The sequence below is a fragment of the Niallia sp. Marseille-Q9988 genome, from assembly GCF_976954375.1.
In genome coordinates this window covers 46,657-64,703 of record NZ_CDRJSZ010000006.1, presented here as the reverse complement: position 1 = coordinate 64,703, position 18,047 = coordinate 46,657, and the positions used below count along the sequence as shown (strand labels likewise).

Genomic DNA, 18,047 nt, shown 5'->3' with positions numbered 1-18,047 from the left:
CATCTTCCTTTACCTATTTGGTATTATGTATGAAAAACGACATTTTCCTTAATGGATGTTACTTGGCTATTTTTCAATAATTTGGTCATCCTCTATCGAATCGTTTAGATCATCATCTTCCTTTTCCTGATCGATTTCTTGATTTGGATTATTCTCTTCGTCCATTGTGGAATCTTCTATTGCATGATCATTTAAATCTTCCTCTATTGGTGCCTCTTCGCCATCTTCCTTACTATCTGTTTGCTCTATGTCCTTGTTATTTGGCAATCCTCGAACTTCTTCCCTATAAACAGGTGGATAATAGTCCGTAGCGATTGATTCTCTTTTTACCTGATCTCCGTTTTTATCCAGTACTTCTTTGATGACAACAACAGAGATACCATTTTTCCCTTCCTGTTTAACCTTTACCTGATCTCCCTCAAGCAAAGAATCAAATTGGACAATTGTTTTTGGTTCATATTCTTCCTTCTCCTCTATAACAATCTCATAACGATTCGGAAATTCCTGCCCTTTTAATTGAAGGATTAATTGATTCTCCTCTACCTTAAGAGCGATAATATAAGCATGTTCATTTGGATTAGTAAAGCGTAAATCTAGTTGACTACGAAAGCTTGCTTTCGCTTCATAACCAACATCTACATAATCAGGAAGCTCCTTGCTTATTGTACGCTCTCTTATGTCAAAATTGGTTTGAAGAACTAATTGATAAATACCTGTTGCCAGTATACTTACCGTTTCATCCTTTGCACCTTTCTGATTTACATCCTCTAATAATCCTAATAAAGAAAAAGTTGTTTTTGGTAATATAGTGATTTCTTTAATAGATGGAATAACGGATTCCAATTCTTCTATTTGATCAGGCACTGTCATTTCGACGGTATTTAACAAATCTTTTCCGGAAACATAGGAAGCAAAGTATTCTTCTACAGCTAATTTCTTATCTACTTGAAGAATGGATGCGGCTTCTAATAATGCTGATTTGAAAAGATCAATATCGATATCTTCCATGGAAAACGAATTATACTGTTCCAATTCCGTTTGTAAAACTTCTTCCCTTACATTTACAACAAAATCATTTGCACTGTTTTCCGTTATATTCTTTAGTGTTTGTTCTACATCAAAGGCAAATATATCATTACTTATCTGAACCGTTTTTTCTTTATATTGAAACTCATATTTAGCATTGGCTTTCCAACCAATAAGATGATTTTCAAGCATATTTTTTGCCTCTAATTCTGTTAATCCTCCAATGCTTATCCCAGCTACACTTGTATTAATGGGGTAAAGCTCTTCTTTATCTGCCTTCTGAAAGGCGTAAACACCTAAACTGGTGCCTCCAAAAAGGAAAAATGTTGCTATAAAAAGCCTAATAAATAAAGTGAAAGTTTTTTTATCCATTCTGTATTCTACCTTTCTAAAAAAACGGCTTTAGAGACTCCTTTTGTTTGCACTTAAATTTTCAGATCAGTTTTTAATCCTTATCTTTTGGTAAATTACTGTTGTCTAAAATTCTAATTTTTTCTAACCTCTCTAAATATCGTCTGTTTGGCTTTTCTTCTATTTCCTCTAGTTGTTCTTCCTCTTTATCATTATCTTTATTAGCATTTAATTCTTCTAAAAAAGCTTCAATCGAGTTTTCCCTGACCATTACATTATCATTTTTCCAATAATCCTCTTTTGGATGAGCCTCGGTAGTATTTAATGTAGCATAGACCCAATCCTTTTCCTCTTCTTGCTTTTTTACATTCTCTGTTTCCTCTGAAGAAACCATTACACTAGAGTTGTTGTCCACTTTAATGGGCGGAAATTCTACTTCCTTAATAGGTTTTCGTTCGGCTTGTTCTACTTCTTCCACTATTGTGTTAGATGTTATTTTTCCCTCTTTTTTTAATGCAGGCTTCCCTTTATCCATAATTAACAGTTCTTCTTCTAATTCTATATTCTGCTTATTCATGTCTTTTGCCGTATACGTTGTAATGTATTCACTATGTATTTCTTCTTTAAAGAAAAAACGAGCGCTTTTTTGCATTAATAAAGGTAGCATCAAAACTAAAAGCAACAGACTACCTAAACTAATCATATAATTCTCATATAAATATTGCACAGCCAAGCCGATATTTGATAGCACAAAAGCAACCACAACCACTACAAATCTTCCCTTGATTGTCATACTAGAAGGAAAAACAACAAAAATTATTGTAATAATTAGTAAACAAACGATAGAGATTAATAATACTTGCATTTTAATCACCACTATTCTAAATAGTAAGAACAAACTAGAGCTTATCTATTTTCCAATGCATTTAGTCCTACAATTTTTCGTTTTTTCTTATCCTATGTATTGTATAATAGAATCAATTATTTTAAAAGAATAGGTCAAAAGTTTCACATAATATTTTTCTTATACTTTCTATTTTAAATTTCCATCTAGGAGTGGAGGCAAAAGCATGCCATTTAAGCGTTTCATACAAAATGATAAAGGCATTTCATTAATAGAAATTTTAGTTTCGATTGTTTTATTAAGTATTCTCATTACGTCCTTTCTCACTTTTTTTCCTCAAGTATCTTCCTTTAATCAGAAGACAGATGAGAAGTTAACAAGTGTTACACTAGCAAAGAGTTGGTTAGTCCAAGCTCAAAATAGTGAAAGTACTTTACATAAACAATTGATTAATCTAACAGATAATCCATCTGCATCCATAAATACAAGCGATTTAGATTTATTAACAAATATAAATCGCAATTCAGATGTTATAGAATTAATCTTTAAAGAAAATAACTATTTTATTCATCTTTATCTATTTTACCGGGAGGAAACATTAAAGGGAGCAAATACGCTTTATAAAATACGGATTGACGTTTTTGATGAACAAGATAAATTAAACAGCAATATATACGGATATATTACGAAAAAATAAAGGGAGAAAAAAGATGTCGATTCAAAACGAAAGAGGACTTACTTTAATTGAATTGCTAATTTCTATTGCACTCGGTTCGATTGTGCTAGTCCTTATCTATCAGTTCTTTTTTCAAGGAATTCACTTCTCGAAAGTAGTCAATGATAAAACCTTATTACAGCAAGAAGCGAACTATATGGTTTCAAGTATGACAAAAATACATCAGACTTCTGATTCGTATTCTATTACATTTGATCAAAATCCAAATGCTTCGTATATTACGGTGGATGGGAAGCAAAAGATTACCTTTCAGAATAAAAAATTTCGATATGAGCTGATGAGTAGAAATGGAACAAATAATACCTATATTCCTAATTCATTTACTGTTAATCCTCTCAAAGAGGATGTCATCCTAACGATTAAAATTACGAGCAAAGATAAGGAAAACCAAACCTATCAAACAACCGCAACATTATCACGATTAAAATAGAAAGGAGGGAATTTGTCATTGCGTTATTTTAACGAAAAAGGAAATACACTTATATTGATTCTTGTCCTTATATCCGTCTTTAGTATTCTTTATATCTCTATTGTTGGTGTATCGATTACTAATTCTAAACAGATTACGATAACAGAAGATAATGCACAAGCTGTTTCCATTGCCGAGATGGGAATCACCTATTATAAAACAGCCTTATACAATAAAAGTAGCGAAGTAAAAGCAAATAGTGCTTTTAAGGATAGTATCAATCAATCGATTTCAAAACAAATAAGTGACACATTCGGAAAAATTACAGCTAATAATAAGGAAGCTACAGAAGCAGAAATCAATAAATCCGCTTATTTTAATAAATTAACTGCAATTGCTTCCAATCAATATATGGAGAAAATAAAAACGGAACTAGAAACAATAAATCGCACCTTTTTTCAAAACGTAGCTGTTTCTGTTGATAGTTCGGCGGGGAGCTCTTTTATTATTTCAAATATAAAGCAAACTAGTAATCAGGATGGGATTACCTATACATTTGATAGTAAAGGAATCGATGGAGATAAAGAAATCACATTATCATCGGTCTTTACCATTCCAATAAAACTTGATCCCATTGTATTGGAAGCAGAAGCTAGTACAGAAACAGGAGATGGTACTAATGAGGGCAGCACTGACACATCAGATGACCAAGCCACTGTAAAGACAGGTTTGACTGGGAACGATATTCCAGACCCTGGAGTATTGACAGCTTGCGTGAGTCCTATTCCAAATAACTATCAATTCAATAACAACTGTCAATATAATGAAGATACAACGATTACAAAAAATACAGATATAATAAGTACAATTTTAAAAACAAGTGGGTCATTAACTATTTCTTCTAACGTTAATCAGTTTTCTAATTCCACCATTTATACAACTAATAATTTGAATGTTACTGGAAATTTAAATGGGATTTCTTCAATTAAAATTCATGTAGGTGGAGAGGCGAAATTTAACAATTTAAACAGTTCCTTAAATAATTCAATTATTGAAGTAGCAAAGGATGGAACTTTCGAAAACATTAGTACAATTGACTCCTCTATTTATGTTGGTGGGAAAGCTACGTTTAGAAATGGAAATAGCTTCACAAAAACCAAATTAGAAGTAAAAGGTGATTTTGAAAGCAAAAATTGGAATAATACATCTGATAGCATTATTTCAATTGGCGGCACGGCAGAGATCGATAATATAAATAGTTCCTTTAGTAATACAGTTCTTTCAATAAAAGGAAAAGCAACTATCAATCATATTAATAACCCTGGAGATAATAGTATAATTAGTATTTTAGGGAATGCTACCATTTCGGTTATAAATAACCCCTCAAAAACAGCTATTTATATTGGTGGTGATGGAACAATTAACGATATAAATATGGGTAATGATTCAAAAATATGCGTAAGAGGCACTATAAGTATCCCTAGAAACTTTAATCTAAATGGAAATGGCAAAGTGTATGCTTCGGCAATATCTTCAGATACAAATAACAACAATAGAAGTAAAATTGATACAAATCCCAATAATTTTGCAACGAATTGTAATAGTGGATTTAGCGATGGGGATGAAAATGATGGAGGAAGCAATACACCAGAAACTGTTTATATACCAGCGATCACTAATGATTTACGAGTAGAGAATAGTGAAATTAATGTCGATTATAATTATTAATTTCAAAGTATCTTCCCGATTATAATAACTGTAAATGTAAAGAAAACAGGAAGAGTGGATGGGTTTCATCCATACTCCCTGTTTCTTTTTTATTCCAGTCATTTCACATAACTGCCAACACGGTTACGCCCTGCTCTTTTTGCTCCCACATATAATGCTCTATCTGCATGTCGAATCAATGCCAACGACTCATCAGCATCTTCTGGAGCATATGCTAACCCTAATGAAGCTGTGATATTTACATTTTTTATTTTTTGACAATCGTCTATATTTTGTTGAATAACAAAGGGTCTAGATGCAATCATCTTGCGGATAAACTCAGCTAGATCAAGCGCTTCTTTTTTTGCAATATTGGTCAGAAGAATCACAAACTCTTCTCCTCCGTATCTAGCAACAATTCCGTGGTCACCAATAAGCTTTTGAATTCTTTTAGCAAAAGCTTTTAAAATTTCATTTCCTGCCTGATGACCATATTGATCATTTATCGATTTAAAATGATCAATATCTAGCATAATCAGCGCAAGATTGTCCAATTTCTCCTCATTAAGCTCCTTGAACTGGTCACTTAATAGCTTTTCGAAATAGCGGTAATTATACAGCTTGGTTAAAGCACATTTCTCACTATTTTCCTTTGTTTGCTCAAAGTACTTTGCATTTTCTAGCGCAATGGCAAATTGGGTACATAAAAGATCCAATACCATTAATTTTATATTGGCAAATGCCTTCTTTTTTTTACTTCCCAATAATAATACACCAATCACATTTTTATTTTTAATGAGCGGCATGCATAATACACTTTGAATTCCTTCAGGCATATAGCCCTTATTTACATTCTGCCAATCTTGCTTAGAATGAAATACACTTGATTTTTGGGAGGCTAACACTCGACCACATATGCCTTCGTTTTCATGCATCACTTCAGAAAAAATTGGTAGCTTTTCCTGTTGCTCCACACGCGAAATCATTTCTAATTGATTATTAGCATTTACTTGATGAATAAACACAAAATCAACTTTAAATAACTCATATAGCTTTTCAATAAAAAACTCAACGGTTTCATTCACATACAAGTTTTGAGAAAGTTGATGTCCAATTTCTGCTGTTTTTCTTAAATAGTCATTGGCAGTTTGACTTGAATGATACAGCTTTAAAATGAGCGATAGGCTTATAAAAGGCACACCTATTAGAAGTAATGCAGCAAGCCCAACATATTGATACATAATATATAACGCAATACCTACTGGATAGGTAATAATCGTTGTAAATATTTCCCATATTAAATCCTTTTTAATGAAACGATCTTTTCTTTTATAGATAAAACGGTCTATCAAAAAGATTCCCAACGTATTAAGCAACAAATAGGAAACAAGATACAAACTTATCAAAACAAATAAATGGAAATTGAAAGCTAAATCGAATCCGTGTTTTCCTCCAAAACTATAGTAGATAATGCCACTAAAAAAAGAGACAAGAAAAAACATGATTGAATTCATAGGCAAACGAAAAAGTGTCTTTTTATCCAACTTCGCTTGATATAATACTGCTATTAACGCAATTTGAACGAGGATAATTTCAAAAAATAATCCGAATATTAGAAAAACAGACAATGTCGCCCACTGTAAGAAAAATACCGGCGTACCATTTATGATCATTGGCATACTCGCCACAACTGTCATAAATATTAGAAATGCAAGAATCTCCCATTCATTCCCCCGAATTTGCGGAGGATAGATATTATGAGAGAACCATAGACCAAAAGGGAGAAGGAATATCCAAACTGCCCATATTATTTTTTTATAGCTTGGTTTTACCATTCTCTTCCCCCTTCTTTTGAACCAATATATTCGTATTGCAAGTATAATAGGTATTCATTTTGTTATAATATATCGTTAAATAGAGAATATTTTACCATATTCTTAAAATTCCCACATTTCAAACCTGATAAATATATACTACCCTTTTCTTTCCTAATAATCTAGATATTTTTTTTGATATAGTTATTTTTTGAAATTTTTCCAAAATGTCTTAACTTCTGAAATAAAATACAAGGACCCAGTTATAAGGAGCATCTCATCCTTTTCAATGTTTTCCATATGTTCAAGAATTGCTTTTTTCCAGTCAGTGTTTTGGTACCTGAATGGATGGTTACTTTCTTTATATAATGTGCGACAATCGGCAGCTCTTGGAAAGTCAAATGTTACAAAGGTAATCGTTGAAGCAACTTGATCAAGTTTAGTTATCATTTTATCTGTTTTTTTATCAGAGAGTGCTGCAAAAATAATTTTTTTCTTCTTCCCTTTATAGCGATTTACTAATACATCCACTAATGCCTCGATTCCTTCTTCATTATGTGCACCATCTAATACAACTAGGGGTTCTTCTGAAATAATCTCAAATCTCCCTGGCCATTGAGACAGCATTAAGCCCTTTCTAACACTTTCATCATTAATTGAAACAAATTGGTCACGTAAAAGCTCGGCACCTATTACTGCCAATGATGCATTTTCTATTTGATGCTTCCCAAACATTGTTATTTGCAAATCCTCCCATTTAAAAAATGGAGACATTAAGTTAAAAGATTCCGTTGTAGACTTCGAATGATAGCCAGCTATCGTAAAATCTTTATCCAATAAGTAAATTGGTGCTTCCATCTTGTTAGCCTGTTTTACAATGACAGCTTGCGCCTCTTTTTGTTTAACAGCCGCAATAATAGGGGTTCCCTTTTTTATAATTCCAGCTTTCTCAAATGCAATTTGATCATAAGTGTCCCCTAATATTGCTGTATGGTCTAAGCCGATACTTGTAATGATAGAAAGTAGTGGGGAGATGATATTGGTTGAATCAAATCGACCTCCTAATCCCACCTCATATATAACGATATCCATTTTATGCATATAAGCAAAATAGTAGAAAGACATTGCAGTAATGATTTCAAATTCGGTTGGACCGCCAATTTCCATTTTGTCCATTTCTTCCACAATCGGATGCAATTTATTAGCTAATGTGAGAATTTCTTCGTCGCTAATTGGTTTTCCATTCACACTGATTCTCTCATTGAATTGTTCTATGTAAGGAGATGTAAAGGTTCCAACTGTTAATCCTGCTTGTTGAAGAATATTTCTTAAATAAGTAACGGTAGACCCTTTTCCATTTGTTCCACCTATATGAACTGTTTTTATCTGTTTTTCTGGATGATTTAGCTTTTCCATCATCATTTCCATTCTAGTTAACCCAGGCTTTATTCCAAAACGCAAACGAGAATGAATCCAATTTAATGCTTCTTCATAACTATGAAACATTGCTACACCCTCTTTTATGAATAATGATTGTTATGGTACATCTATACTTACCTTTATCTAGTATCATCTTAAAAAGTAACTGCTTCATCCATAGAAGAAGGGTGCCTCAAAGGTTTGGATAGTGGAGACACCCTTCTTTCAACTATGAAATTAACCTTTTAATTCATTTATACGTGCTTCTACTGCTGCACGCTTTTCTAAATAGTCTTTCTCTTTTGCTCTTTCTTCGTTAATCACCTTTTCTGGCGCTTTTTTCACGAAGCCTTCATTGCTTAATTTCTTTTGAACACGTTCTACTTCTTTATTCCATTTCTCTAGCTCTTTATTTAATCGAGCTATTTCTTCTTCCATATTAATTAAACCTTCTAAAGGAAGAATGATTTCAACACCTGTTACTACAGCTGTCATCGCTTTATCCGGAACAGCAATATCTGTATCGATACTTAATGTTTCTGGATTACAGAAACGCTCAATAAAAGATTTATTTTCAAGGAGCGTAGCTTCTACCTCTTCATCTTTAGCTTTTAATAAAATACTGATTTTCTTGCTCATTGGTGTATTAACTTCCGCACGGCTATTACGAACAGAACGGATAATCTCCACAAGCAATTTCATATCATTAGCAGCCTTCTCATCTGTAAACGCAGGATTTACCTCTGGCCATTTCGCAATAGTAATCGATTCGCCATCATGCGGAAGGTTTTGCCAGATTTCTTCTGTGATGAATGGCATAAATGGATGTAATAAGCGCATTGTATTATCAAGAACATACGCTAAAATCGAGCGAGTTGTCAATTTAGCCGCTTCATCTTCACCATATAATGGAAGCTTCGCCATCTCAATATACCAGTCACAGAAATCATCCCAGATAAAGTTATAAAGAACTCTTCCTACTTCTCCAAACTCATAGCGATCAGATAGACGTGTTACTGTTTCAATTGTTTCATTTAATCTCGTTAAGATCCACTTATCTGCCACTGATTTTTCGCCTGATAAATCAATTTCATCATTAGCTAAACCATCCATATTCATTAATGCAAAGCGGGAAGCATTCCAAATTTTATTTGCAAAGTTCCAAGTTGATTCAACCTTTTCAATGCTGAAGCGCAAATCTTGACCTGGTGAGCTTCCTGTTGATAAGAAATAGCGTAAGGAGTCTGCACCGTACTTAGCAATAACATCCATTGGATCTACACCATTTCCTAAAGATTTACTCATCTTGCGTCCTTGCTCATCACGAACAAGTCCATGGATCAGTACATCTTTAAATGGTCTCTCTCCAGTAAATTCTATCCCTTGGAAAATCATACGAGATACCCAGAAGGAAATAATGTCATATCCAGTTACTAATGCAGCAGTAGGATAATAACGCTTATAGTCCTCTGCCTCTGTATTTGGCCAATTTAATGTAGAGAATGGCCATAACGCTGAACTGAACCATGTATCTAATACATCTGTATCCTGCGTCCAATTTTCAATATCTGCCGGCGCTTCATGGTTTACATAGATTTCTCCTGTTTCTTTATGATACCAAGCAGGAATACGATGCCCCCACCAAAGCTGACGAGAAATACACCAATCGCGAATATTTTCCATCCAGCGCATATAAGTGTTTTCAAAACGATTTGGCACAAAGTTTACTTTTTCTTCTTCTTTACCTTGTAATGCAATTGCTTCATCAGCCAATGGCTGCATTTTAACAAACCATTGAGTAGATAGATATGGCTCTACTACAGCACCGCTTCGCTCTGAGTGTCCAACTGAATGCATATGCTCTTCAATTTTGAATAGTACGCCCATTTCCTGTAAATCTTTTACGATTTGTTTACGACATTCGAAACGATCCATTCCCTCATATTTTCCTGCACGCTCATTCATTGTGCCGTCTTCATGCATTACAAGAATTCTTTCTAGATTATGACGATTACCAACTTCGAAATCATTTGGGTCATGGGCAGGAGTCATTTTAACAGCACCTGAACCGAAATCCATTTCCACATAATCATCTGCAACAATCGGAATCTCTCTACCTACTATTGGCAAAATTACTTTCTTGCCAATTAGATGTTGGTATCTTTCATCTTTCGGATGGACAGCAACACCTGAATCGCCTAGCATCGTTTCTGGGCGAGTTGTTGCTACTTCAATATAACCAGTTCCATCTGCTAAAGGATATTTCATATGATAGAATGCACCTTGTACATCCTTGTAAATTACTTCAATATCAGAAAGAGCTGTTTTGGTAGCTGGGTCCCAGTTAATAATATATTCGCCGCGGTAGATAAGCCCTTTCTTGTATAAAGAAACAAACACCTCGCGAACTGCTTTTGAAAGACCTTCATCAAGCGTAAATCTTTCTCTAGAATAATCTAAGCCTAATCCTAATTTAGACCATTGTGCACGAATATGGCTTGCATATTCCTCTTTCCATTTCCATGTTTCTTCTACAAATTTTTCACGGCCAAGATCATATCTGCTAATCTTTTGGGCACGAAGCTTTTCTTCTACCTTTGCTTGTGTTGCAATACCTGCATGGTCCATACCAGGTAACCATAATACATCATAGCCTTGCATTCTTTTCATTCTTGTTAAAATATCTTGTAATGTTGTATCCCATGCATGCCCTAAATGCAATTTACCTGTTACATTTGGAGGCGGGATTACGATTGTATAAGGATTTTTCCCTTCATCTGGCTTTGCCTCAAAAAACTTGCCTTCTAACCACCAATCATAGCGACCCTTTTCAATACTTGCTGGATCATACTTTGTCGGCATGGAGATTTCTTTCATTTCCATCCTAATTTCCTCCTAATCTTGTTCCTTTGTCCTTTTTAAAGCAAATAAAAAAACTCCACTCGTCTGAAAAGGACGAATGGAGTTTGTTCGCGGTACCACCTTTTTTCCAACACAAAAAGTGCTGGCTCTTTCAAAGATGATATCGGATACTGTCCGTCTTTTACTAATAAGCACACCGTTCGCAAAAGAAGCTCGAGGGCTACCTTCCAATGGGTTGAATAGAAATCTCGCAGCAGATGATTTCCTCTCTTTGAAACAACGTACATTGTACTACTCCCCGTCATTGCCTTAATAATTTATTTATATATGCTATACTACCGAAAAAAACTAATTCTCGTCAATAAGGATTGCCGATTTTTTTTCATTTTATTCCTATCTATTTTTTGTTTATCTTTAATATATGTGCCTGGGAAAAGATCGTTACAAATTTAGGAACAAGCAGAGAACCCAAGATTTTAATCCTGAGTCTCTGCTTGTTCCGCTTGTTCTGCCGCTTCTTGCTGTGCTTTCTTTTGTCTTTCTATTTCATCTACTCGCATCACAACATATTCTGTATTTTTTAAAAGCCAATATTGTTTAAGTAGTTTTTGTGCATATTTGCGTTCATTGATCGCTTTCTTATCTGCCTTCATATATTTCTCACAAATACGAAGAACTGGTCCTGGATGAGCCAAATAACTTAAAAACAACAGCATTTCATCATATTTTAAAGGATTATGATTGAAATACGTATAAAGCCACTCAATACAGTCTTCATTTTGCTTAGGTGCTGTCCTCAAGGAACGGGACAGAAACGGAAGCAGGTCATGGCTTGCCGATCCATATCTAGCATTTTCAAAATTAGTAAAATAGCCATACCCTCTATCATCATAAAGAAAATGTTCTGGTGATATTTTCCCGTGGATAATGGCGACTCTTGCCTTTTCATCCTCTTTCGTTTCCTCATACCATTCTTTCAATTTAGTCTCTGAATAAATCAAAGCCTGCCGAATGTCATGATAATACATACAAAACATTAACTCAAACGGTGACATATATTCTTTATTTTCACATTGCTCAATAAAACCAGCTAGAAACTCTTGTTCTTTCTCCATTTCTAATTGTGTATTCTCAAAATGCTCTTGTCGATCTTCCTTTTCAATTTTTACTTCTTTAGAACTTAAAATATGGAGCCTTGCTAGCTCTCGAAACATTTGTTGATGTTTCTTGAAATATGTTTCTCTTTCTTCATTTGGCAGCCAAGGCATTAAATAATACAATTGATTGTCATAAAGAATCGCATATCTTCCATCCACCGCTGGATATATTGGCACAATTCGATTATACCCTTTTTGATAAAGCATTCTTATATGACGTGTAAAATCAGCCCCATTATGAGGATCAATTCGTTTTAACGCAAAAGTACCTTTATTGCTATATATTTTGGCAACTTTGCCAAACTCTTCAACAAAATTCGGTTCTACTGCGTATGATTTTAAGATAGGTGAATATTTGTTTAATATATTTTTTTCATTCATATCCGCCCACACTTTCTTATCAAGTGAAACTCCCATCCTTTTCTTATTTTCTATAGATGGTTAGCTATATAATTCGGGCATTTGCCAAAGTGTCAAGATAGAATGCTACCAAGCTCTTAAAATAATCTATTTGCTCTTTAACCCTTTAATCGATTTTCCCCCTCAAAAAACGATTGAAAAAAGCAAAAAGAAAACAGTCAAGCAGGAAAATCTCCTGCCTGCTCCAGTTTATTGTTCTTATTTCTCTACGAAATTTCCTGGTATATATAAAACTTGCCCTTCATAAACATCTTGATTTGCTTCCATTCTATTTTCTTTCAATAATGTATGGATATTGACATTATAACGATTACTTAACTTTTCTAATGTATCGCCTTGCTGAACAATACAAACTTTCACTTTTGTATGCTTCTCTTCTTCTTTTCTAGCAAAAAATTCTGTAAAGGTTAGAGATTTTGTTTTACTAAATAGCCCTTTTTTCTTTTTTGGTTCTTCATGAGGAGAAGATGATGATTCTTCTAATTTCTCTTCTTCCAGTAAAAGTTCTTCCTGCTTCGATTCAGATGAAGATTCTTGTTGTGGCTTTTTAAATACATCTTCTGCAGAATAGACATTTTCCTCACTTCTGAATAAAGAAACCTTCATCTCAGGTTCTGAAGAGGTAATCTCTTCTTCTCTAGTTTCCTCAGAAAAATAAGGTACTTTAGCATTTTCATTCGTACCCCAATCATCCTCTTCTTCCGGTGACTTTCTAACCTCAAGTTCGAATGGGGAATACAAATCATCGTCTTCTACCTTCTCTTCACGCTGTTCTTCTAAAAGTGGACTGACATTTTGAAATGGACTAACAGCTATTTCAATAGGTTCTTCTATTGAATCATTTCCATTGTCATCCTCATCCGCTGAACCTCGCCAAGCTAATTCTAGTTCTTCTTCTACATTCTCTTCATCAACACTCTCTTCTTCTTCAGAAGCAAGACCTGAAATAGTTAAATCTGCTGTCAAATTCAAACAGCTTCTTTCCGGGAAGACATAATCAAAAGTATCAATCTCAATTTCAACATCTTCAAGACTTGTGACTCTCGAAAGGGGCATGGTAATATCCACCGGAAAATGGTGTAAAAATTCACACACTCCTTCCTCTCTTTCCATTATTGAATGAATTAATTTAGGAGCCTTAAAAGCCTCCTCTTCTTCTTGTTCCCCTTCATTAAAGCGCTTGTATTCACCACTTAACTCTAAAGAGCCTTGAATGATAATATACTGATCGTTCTCTTGGATTGTTATATTGGGATCAAGTGAAATGGAAAGCAGATCCTCTACTTCCTGTCCTTTTTGAAACCAGACGGACTCTTCCAACGAAAACCGCAAAATAGACGAATTTTCTTGAGACAAAGCGACTCCTCCTCTCATTCCTTTCACGTATATATCACTATTGTCTTTAAAAACTTATGATTGTCTGTAACACTTTATGAATATTTCTTTCATTTGTTTGTCTTAACAATAGAGGAAAATAGACTATTTCCACTTGATTAATCTTATTTTTCAGAATTCATACACCAAATTGTTAAAACTAATTGCTTTTTCTAGCCCTTTTTTTAGTAAAGGTTTTATATAATAAAAGCAGATTTTACAAGTTATCAAAATTATTTAAATTGGAAATTTAGACCAATTTAGATTTTTTATCTAAAAAGGAGGATCTATTATGGCTTTTCCCGTGCTAATGTATCACGAAATAAGAAAAGAAGAAGATTTTCATGCAACCGAACAGCATCCAATCGATGTAAAGCAAAATTATAAAGATTTCTTGCCTTCTCCACTTTTCATAACACTTGAAAAATTTGAACAGCAAATGGAGTATTTATTTATCAATGGTTTTCACCCTTTAACTCTAAATGAAGTAAAAGCATATTACGAAGGAGGTTCTTTACCGGAGAAATCTGTATTACTTACTTTTGATGATTGCTTTCAATCCATAAAGGAATATGCGTATCCAATTCTAAAAAAATACCAAATTCATGCAACAGCTTTTGTTGTAACAGGGTGGCTGCATGATAGTAAAAGACAATTTGAAAAAGAAAAATCTGTCTGCTTATCCATAAACGATTTAAAGGAAATGACTGATGTTTTTGAATATGCCAACCACACTGATTGTATGCATGTCCGAACAAGTGAAACAGAAAGTTTATTAATGACATCTAGTAAAGAAGACTTTGCTAAAGACTTAGATGAATGTAATAACCATTCACTAATCGAGCATAAAAATGTATTCGCCTATCCATTTGGACTATTTAACGAATCCAATGTTTTAACTTTAAGAGAAAAAGCGTTTAAACTCGCCTTCACTTGTGAAAATGGTCACAATGATAGAAAAAATGATCCACTTTTATTAAAAAGAAATGCTATTCCCTATTTAATGGACTTAGAGACATTCAAAAAAATCATTACAAATTAGGAGAAAAAAGATGAAAAAAATAATGACGCTATCCTTATTAATCGTATTTGTTTTACTTTCTGCTGCTTGTGGAAAGACTGCTACAACCGAAACAGATAAAAACGAAAACAGCAACACAGAAAAAACATCTGGAGAAGAGCTAACCATCGGAATATTGCCGGCAGAATCGGCGATACCTATTATTTTAGCAGAGGAAAATGGATACTTTGACGAAGAAGGAATAGACGTATCCATAAAATCCTTTTCTTCGCCAACAGATCGAAATGTTGCAATTCAAGCGAATGAACTAGATGGTACAATCGCTGATGTGATGACAGCGGCAGCATTTATGGAAAATGGAATTAATATGAAGATTACTTCCGATATAAGTGAAGATTTTAAAATCCTCTCCTCTCCTAATTCAGGAATTACAGAGATGAAAGATTTAAATGGGAAAAATGTTTCGTTAGTGCCGAACTTTATCTTGGAATATATTATGGATGATTTCGCAGCTAAAGAAGACTTCACCTATAATATCGTGGAAATCCCTTCTTTTTCTGGTCGTGCAGAAGCGCTGATGGCAGACAAAGTAGATGGAGTTGTATTTACAGAACCACAGGCTAGTATGCTAGTTAGCCAGGGAGCTCACCTTTTAGGTAGCTCAACAGATGCAGGAATTAAAGGAGGGACGATTCTTTTTTCAGATGAAATGATTTCAACCAAATCAGCGGACATCAAAGCTTTTTATAAAGCGTATAATCAAGCAATTGACTATATGAATAATACGAAGGCGGAAGAATATGGAGATATATTAACTAAATATCAATTCCCAGATGCAATGAGCAACTATTTATCAACAAAAGATAGCTTTCCTTATGCAAGTATAGTTTCAAAAGATACCTTTGATTCGATTGTTCAGTGGACGAAAGATAAAGGGCAAATTACGAAAAACTATTCTTATGAAGATTTAACAGACTTCACATTGTTACCGAATTAAACAAAAAAGAGGCTGGGACAAAACTAAATAACTAATCTTTAAAGACGAGCAATCTTTAATTTAGCTTTTATATAAAGCTACTTTCTCATGATGGTTATCTATGTTTTTAAATATAGCTAAGTATAAAAACTAAGTCGTTCCATTACGCTACAGACGCACGATGCGCCGGGGAGGACGCTCCATTTCACTTCGTTTTTAAACCTTTATCTAAAAAAAACGAACGTTTATGCAATTTAATTACATAAACGTTCATTTTTGTTTTCGGTTGAAATGCTTATGTCCAAGCCTCTTTATTTATGATTCCAAGGGGTAACTTTTAACTCCAATTTATCTAATATGATAAATAACAATAAACCGATACATCCTAAGGTGACGATCCCTGCAAACATTTCTTCATAATTCATTTTCGTCCATGCACTGATTATATAATAGCCAATTCCATAAGTTGTTGCATAGTTTTCTGCAAAAAATAATGTTGCTAAACTAATGCCAATACTAATTCTTATCCCTGTAAATATGGAGGGAAGTATGCTCGGGAAAATTAAGTAGATTAATTGCTGGTAAATTGGTGACCGAAAGCCGTGCATCACTTTATAATAACTTGCTGGAATTTGTAATACACCATCTCTAACCGATAAAATGATTTGAAAAACAATAATCCAAATAATTAGGGTAATTTTAGATTGGTTTCCCAGCCCATACAAAATCATAAATACAGGTAAAAATGCTACTTTGGGTATTGGATATATATAATATAGAAAAGGTGATAGAAAGGTATTAATCTTCTTATTTTTGCCTAAAATAATCCCCAATGGAATTCCTATTAACAAAGAAATAAAAAGAGCAATGGTAATTCTCAGTAAGCTCGCTCCTGCATGCAGAAGCAACATCCATTTTTCGTTCCATATATAAGTAACTGTTAAAATGGGTGATGGGATGGTATGTGACTGTACTAAAAAATAGACAATATACCAAAATAGAGTGACACTTATAAAGCCTACGATTAGTTGATTTCTAAAGACTTTCCGAATGATTTTCTTCATTATTATACCGCCGCTAATTTTCTTCGAACTTCAATACAAGCTTTATAAAAAGACAAATTTTCTTTCGCTTTTTCTACCCCGAATAGCGGATTATAAATAGTCTCGATGTCTCCATTATCTTTTAGCAATAGAATATACTCACCAAGAAGTACTGCTTCTTCTATATTATGAGTTACAAAAAGTAATGTCGTTTGTCTTTTTTTAATCTGCACATATATTAGCTGTTGAATTTGTTCTTTTGTCAGTTCATCTAATGTAGAAGTCGGCTCATCCATTAACAACAACTCAGGCTCATTAATTAATGTTCTTGCTAATGCTACCCTTTGCTTTTGTCCACCACTTAACTCTGCCGGATATTTATGCTCCATTCCACTTAATCCAACTTCTCTTATTAGTGCTGTTACTCTTTCTTTGATTTCCTGTTTCGTTTTCCGTTTATCTAATTTCAACGGCATCGAAACTGCATCGCGAACTTTTAGCCAAGGAAAAAGACCTAAGTCCTGAAACATAAAACCAATATCCTTGCTAGGTTGCTGAATTCGGTTTCCTTCGATTAACACTTCTCCTTCAGTTGGGATCAGGAAACCTGCTAAAAGGTGGAGAAGTGTACTTTTTCCAACGCCTGACTTACCGATTAATGCATATGATTTACTCTTTTCTAGAGTTAAATTTAGCTTTTTTAAGATTGTATTATTTTCATAAGTAAAACTAACGTGCTGCATCTTTACAAATGAATCCATGAAACATCCCTTCTTATCGCTTATTACTAGTTGCATCATATCATATTAGTCACCTTCATACAGTGGCAAAAAATCGACAGTTCTAGATAATTCGGAGTAAATAAGAAAATGTCTTTTGCTTAATTAA

General features: G+C 33.9%; 14 protein-coding genes and 1 other annotated feature. Of the genes, 5 read left to right on the top strand and 9 right to left on the bottom strand.

The features are described 5' to 3' along the window. Positions 1-66: 66 nt before the first annotated feature. A complete protein-coding gene (locus tag ACWNMZ_RS12190; RefSeq protein ID WP_284561818.1) occupies positions 67-1,398 on the bottom strand; it encodes a VanW family protein in 1,332 nt (443 codons plus the stop codon). A gap of 73 nt (positions 1,399-1,471) precedes the next feature. Continuing rightward, on the bottom strand, positions 1,472-2,251 hold the full coding sequence (locus tag ACWNMZ_RS12185; protein ID WP_449598640.1) for a hypothetical protein: 780 nt from the start codon (positions 2,249-2,251) through the stop codon (positions 1,472-1,474). 196 nt (positions 2,252-2,447) lie between these two features. Here ACWNMZ_RS12185 and ACWNMZ_RS12180 point away from each other — a divergent pair, with 196 nt between their 5' ends. Genes ACWNMZ_RS12180 through ACWNMZ_RS12170 form a run of 3 tightly spaced genes read left to right on the top strand, consistent with a single transcriptional unit; the run spans position 2,448 to position 5,094 of the window. After that, positions 2,448-2,918, top strand: a complete 471-nt coding sequence (locus ACWNMZ_RS12180; protein WP_251627434.1) for a type IV pilus modification PilV family protein — start codon at positions 2,448-2,450, stop codon at positions 2,916-2,918. A 13-nt stretch (positions 2,919-2,931) separates the two neighbouring features. Further along, positions 2,932-3,387, top strand: coding sequence for a PilW family protein (locus ACWNMZ_RS12175; RefSeq protein WP_251627432.1), 456 nt, complete (start codon positions 2,932-2,934; stop codon positions 3,385-3,387). 18 nt (positions 3,388-3,405) lie between these two features. Further along, positions 3,406-5,094, top strand: coding sequence for a hypothetical protein (locus ACWNMZ_RS12170; RefSeq protein ID WP_284561820.1), 1,689 nt, complete (start codon positions 3,406-3,408; stop codon positions 5,092-5,094). A gap of 98 nt (positions 5,095-5,192) precedes the next feature. Here the strand turns inward: ACWNMZ_RS12170 and ACWNMZ_RS12165 are convergent, their stop codons facing one another. The 5 genes from ACWNMZ_RS12165 to spoVID form a co-directional block, all read right to left on the bottom strand. Next, complete coding sequence (locus tag ACWNMZ_RS12165) at positions 5,193-6,908, bottom strand: sensor domain-containing diguanylate cyclase (RefSeq protein ID WP_284561821.1); 1,716 nt, start codon at positions 6,906-6,908, stop codon at positions 5,193-5,195. A 183-nt stretch (positions 6,909-7,091) separates the two neighbouring features. After that, positions 7,092-8,393, bottom strand: coding sequence for a bifunctional folylpolyglutamate synthase/dihydrofolate synthase (locus ACWNMZ_RS12160; RefSeq protein WP_284561822.1), 1,302 nt, complete (start codon positions 8,391-8,393; stop codon positions 7,092-7,094). 150 nt (positions 8,394-8,543) lie between these two features. Continuing rightward, positions 8,544-11,189: a valine--tRNA ligase gene (locus ACWNMZ_RS12155; protein ID WP_284561823.1), complete on the bottom strand. Its 2,646-nt coding sequence runs from the start codon at positions 11,187-11,189 to the stop codon at positions 8,544-8,546. Between the two features lie 65 nt (positions 11,190-11,254). Then, positions 11,255-11,482: a binding site (T-box leader), on the bottom strand. Between the two features lie 162 nt (positions 11,483-11,644). Then, on the bottom strand, positions 11,645-12,706 hold the full coding sequence (ysxE, locus tag ACWNMZ_RS12150; RefSeq protein ID WP_235247764.1) for a spore coat protein YsxE: 1,062 nt from the start codon (positions 12,704-12,706) through the stop codon (positions 11,645-11,647). 237 nt (positions 12,707-12,943) lie between these two features. Then, positions 12,944-14,101, bottom strand: a complete 1,158-nt coding sequence (gene spoVID, locus ACWNMZ_RS12145; RefSeq protein WP_284561824.1) for a stage VI sporulation protein D — start codon at positions 14,099-14,101, stop codon at positions 12,944-12,946. Positions 14,102-14,411: 310 nt separating this feature from the next. On the opposite strand from spoVID, the gene ACWNMZ_RS12140 reads away from it, so the two are divergent. After that, positions 14,412-15,161 (top strand): polysaccharide deacetylase family protein, encoded by a 750-nt coding sequence (locus ACWNMZ_RS12140; RefSeq protein WP_284561825.1) that lies wholly within the window; start codon positions 14,412-14,414, stop codon positions 15,159-15,161. Between the two features lie 10 nt (positions 15,162-15,171). Further along, entirely contained in the window at positions 15,172-16,137 is a 966-nt protein-coding gene (locus ACWNMZ_RS12135) for an ABC transporter substrate-binding protein (RefSeq protein WP_031537068.1), read from the top strand. A 290-nt stretch (positions 16,138-16,427) separates the two neighbouring features. Here ACWNMZ_RS12135 and ACWNMZ_RS12130 read toward each other — a convergent pair whose 3' ends face one another. Together ACWNMZ_RS12130 and ACWNMZ_RS12125 are read right to left on the bottom strand one after the other, a co-directional pair. Next, a complete protein-coding gene (locus ACWNMZ_RS12130; protein WP_048717100.1) occupies positions 16,428-17,180 on the bottom strand; it encodes an ABC transporter permease in 753 nt (250 codons plus the stop codon). Between the two features lie 2 nt (positions 17,181-17,182). Beyond that, positions 17,183-17,920, bottom strand: a complete 738-nt coding sequence (locus tag ACWNMZ_RS12125) for an ABC transporter ATP-binding protein (RefSeq protein WP_235247781.1) — start codon at positions 17,918-17,920, stop codon at positions 17,183-17,185. Positions 17,921-18,047: the final 127 nt, after the last annotated feature.

Coding starts and splice junctions, on each gene's coding strand:
- ACWNMZ_RS12190 (WP_284561818.1), bottom strand. CDS start 1,398: ATGGATAAAAAAACTTTCACTTTATTTATTAGGCTTTTTATAGCAACA.
- ACWNMZ_RS12180 (WP_251627434.1), top strand. CDS start 2,448: ATGCCATTTAAGCGTTTCATACAAAATGATAAAGGCATTTCATTAATA.
- ACWNMZ_RS12175 (WP_251627432.1), top strand. CDS start 2,932: ATGTCGATTCAAAACGAAAGAGGACTTACTTTAATTGAATTGCTAATT.
- ACWNMZ_RS12165 (WP_284561821.1), bottom strand. CDS start 6,908: ATGGTAAAACCAAGCTATAAAAAAATAATATGGGCAGTTTGGATATTC.
- ACWNMZ_RS12160 (WP_284561822.1), bottom strand. CDS start 8,393: ATGTTTCATAGTTATGAAGAAGCATTAAATTGGATTCATTCTCGTTTG.
- ACWNMZ_RS12155 (WP_284561823.1), bottom strand. CDS start 11,189: ATGGAAATGAAAGAAATCTCCATGCCGACAAAGTATGATCCAGCAAGT.
- ysxE (WP_235247764.1), bottom strand. CDS start 12,706: ATGAATGAAAAAAATATATTAAACAAATATTCACCTATCTTAAAATCA.
- ACWNMZ_RS12140 (WP_284561825.1), top strand. CDS start 14,412: ATGGCTTTTCCCGTGCTAATGTATCACGAAATAAGAAAAGAAGAAGAT.
- ACWNMZ_RS12135 (WP_031537068.1), top strand. CDS start 15,172: ATGAAAAAAATAATGACGCTATCCTTATTAATCGTATTTGTTTTACTT.
- ACWNMZ_RS12130 (WP_048717100.1), bottom strand. CDS start 17,180: ATGAAGAAAATCATTCGGAAAGTCTTTAGAAATCAACTAATCGTAGGC.
- ACWNMZ_RS12125 (WP_235247781.1), bottom strand. CDS start 17,920: ATGGATTCATTTGTAAAGATGCAGCACGTTAGTTTTACTTATGAAAAT.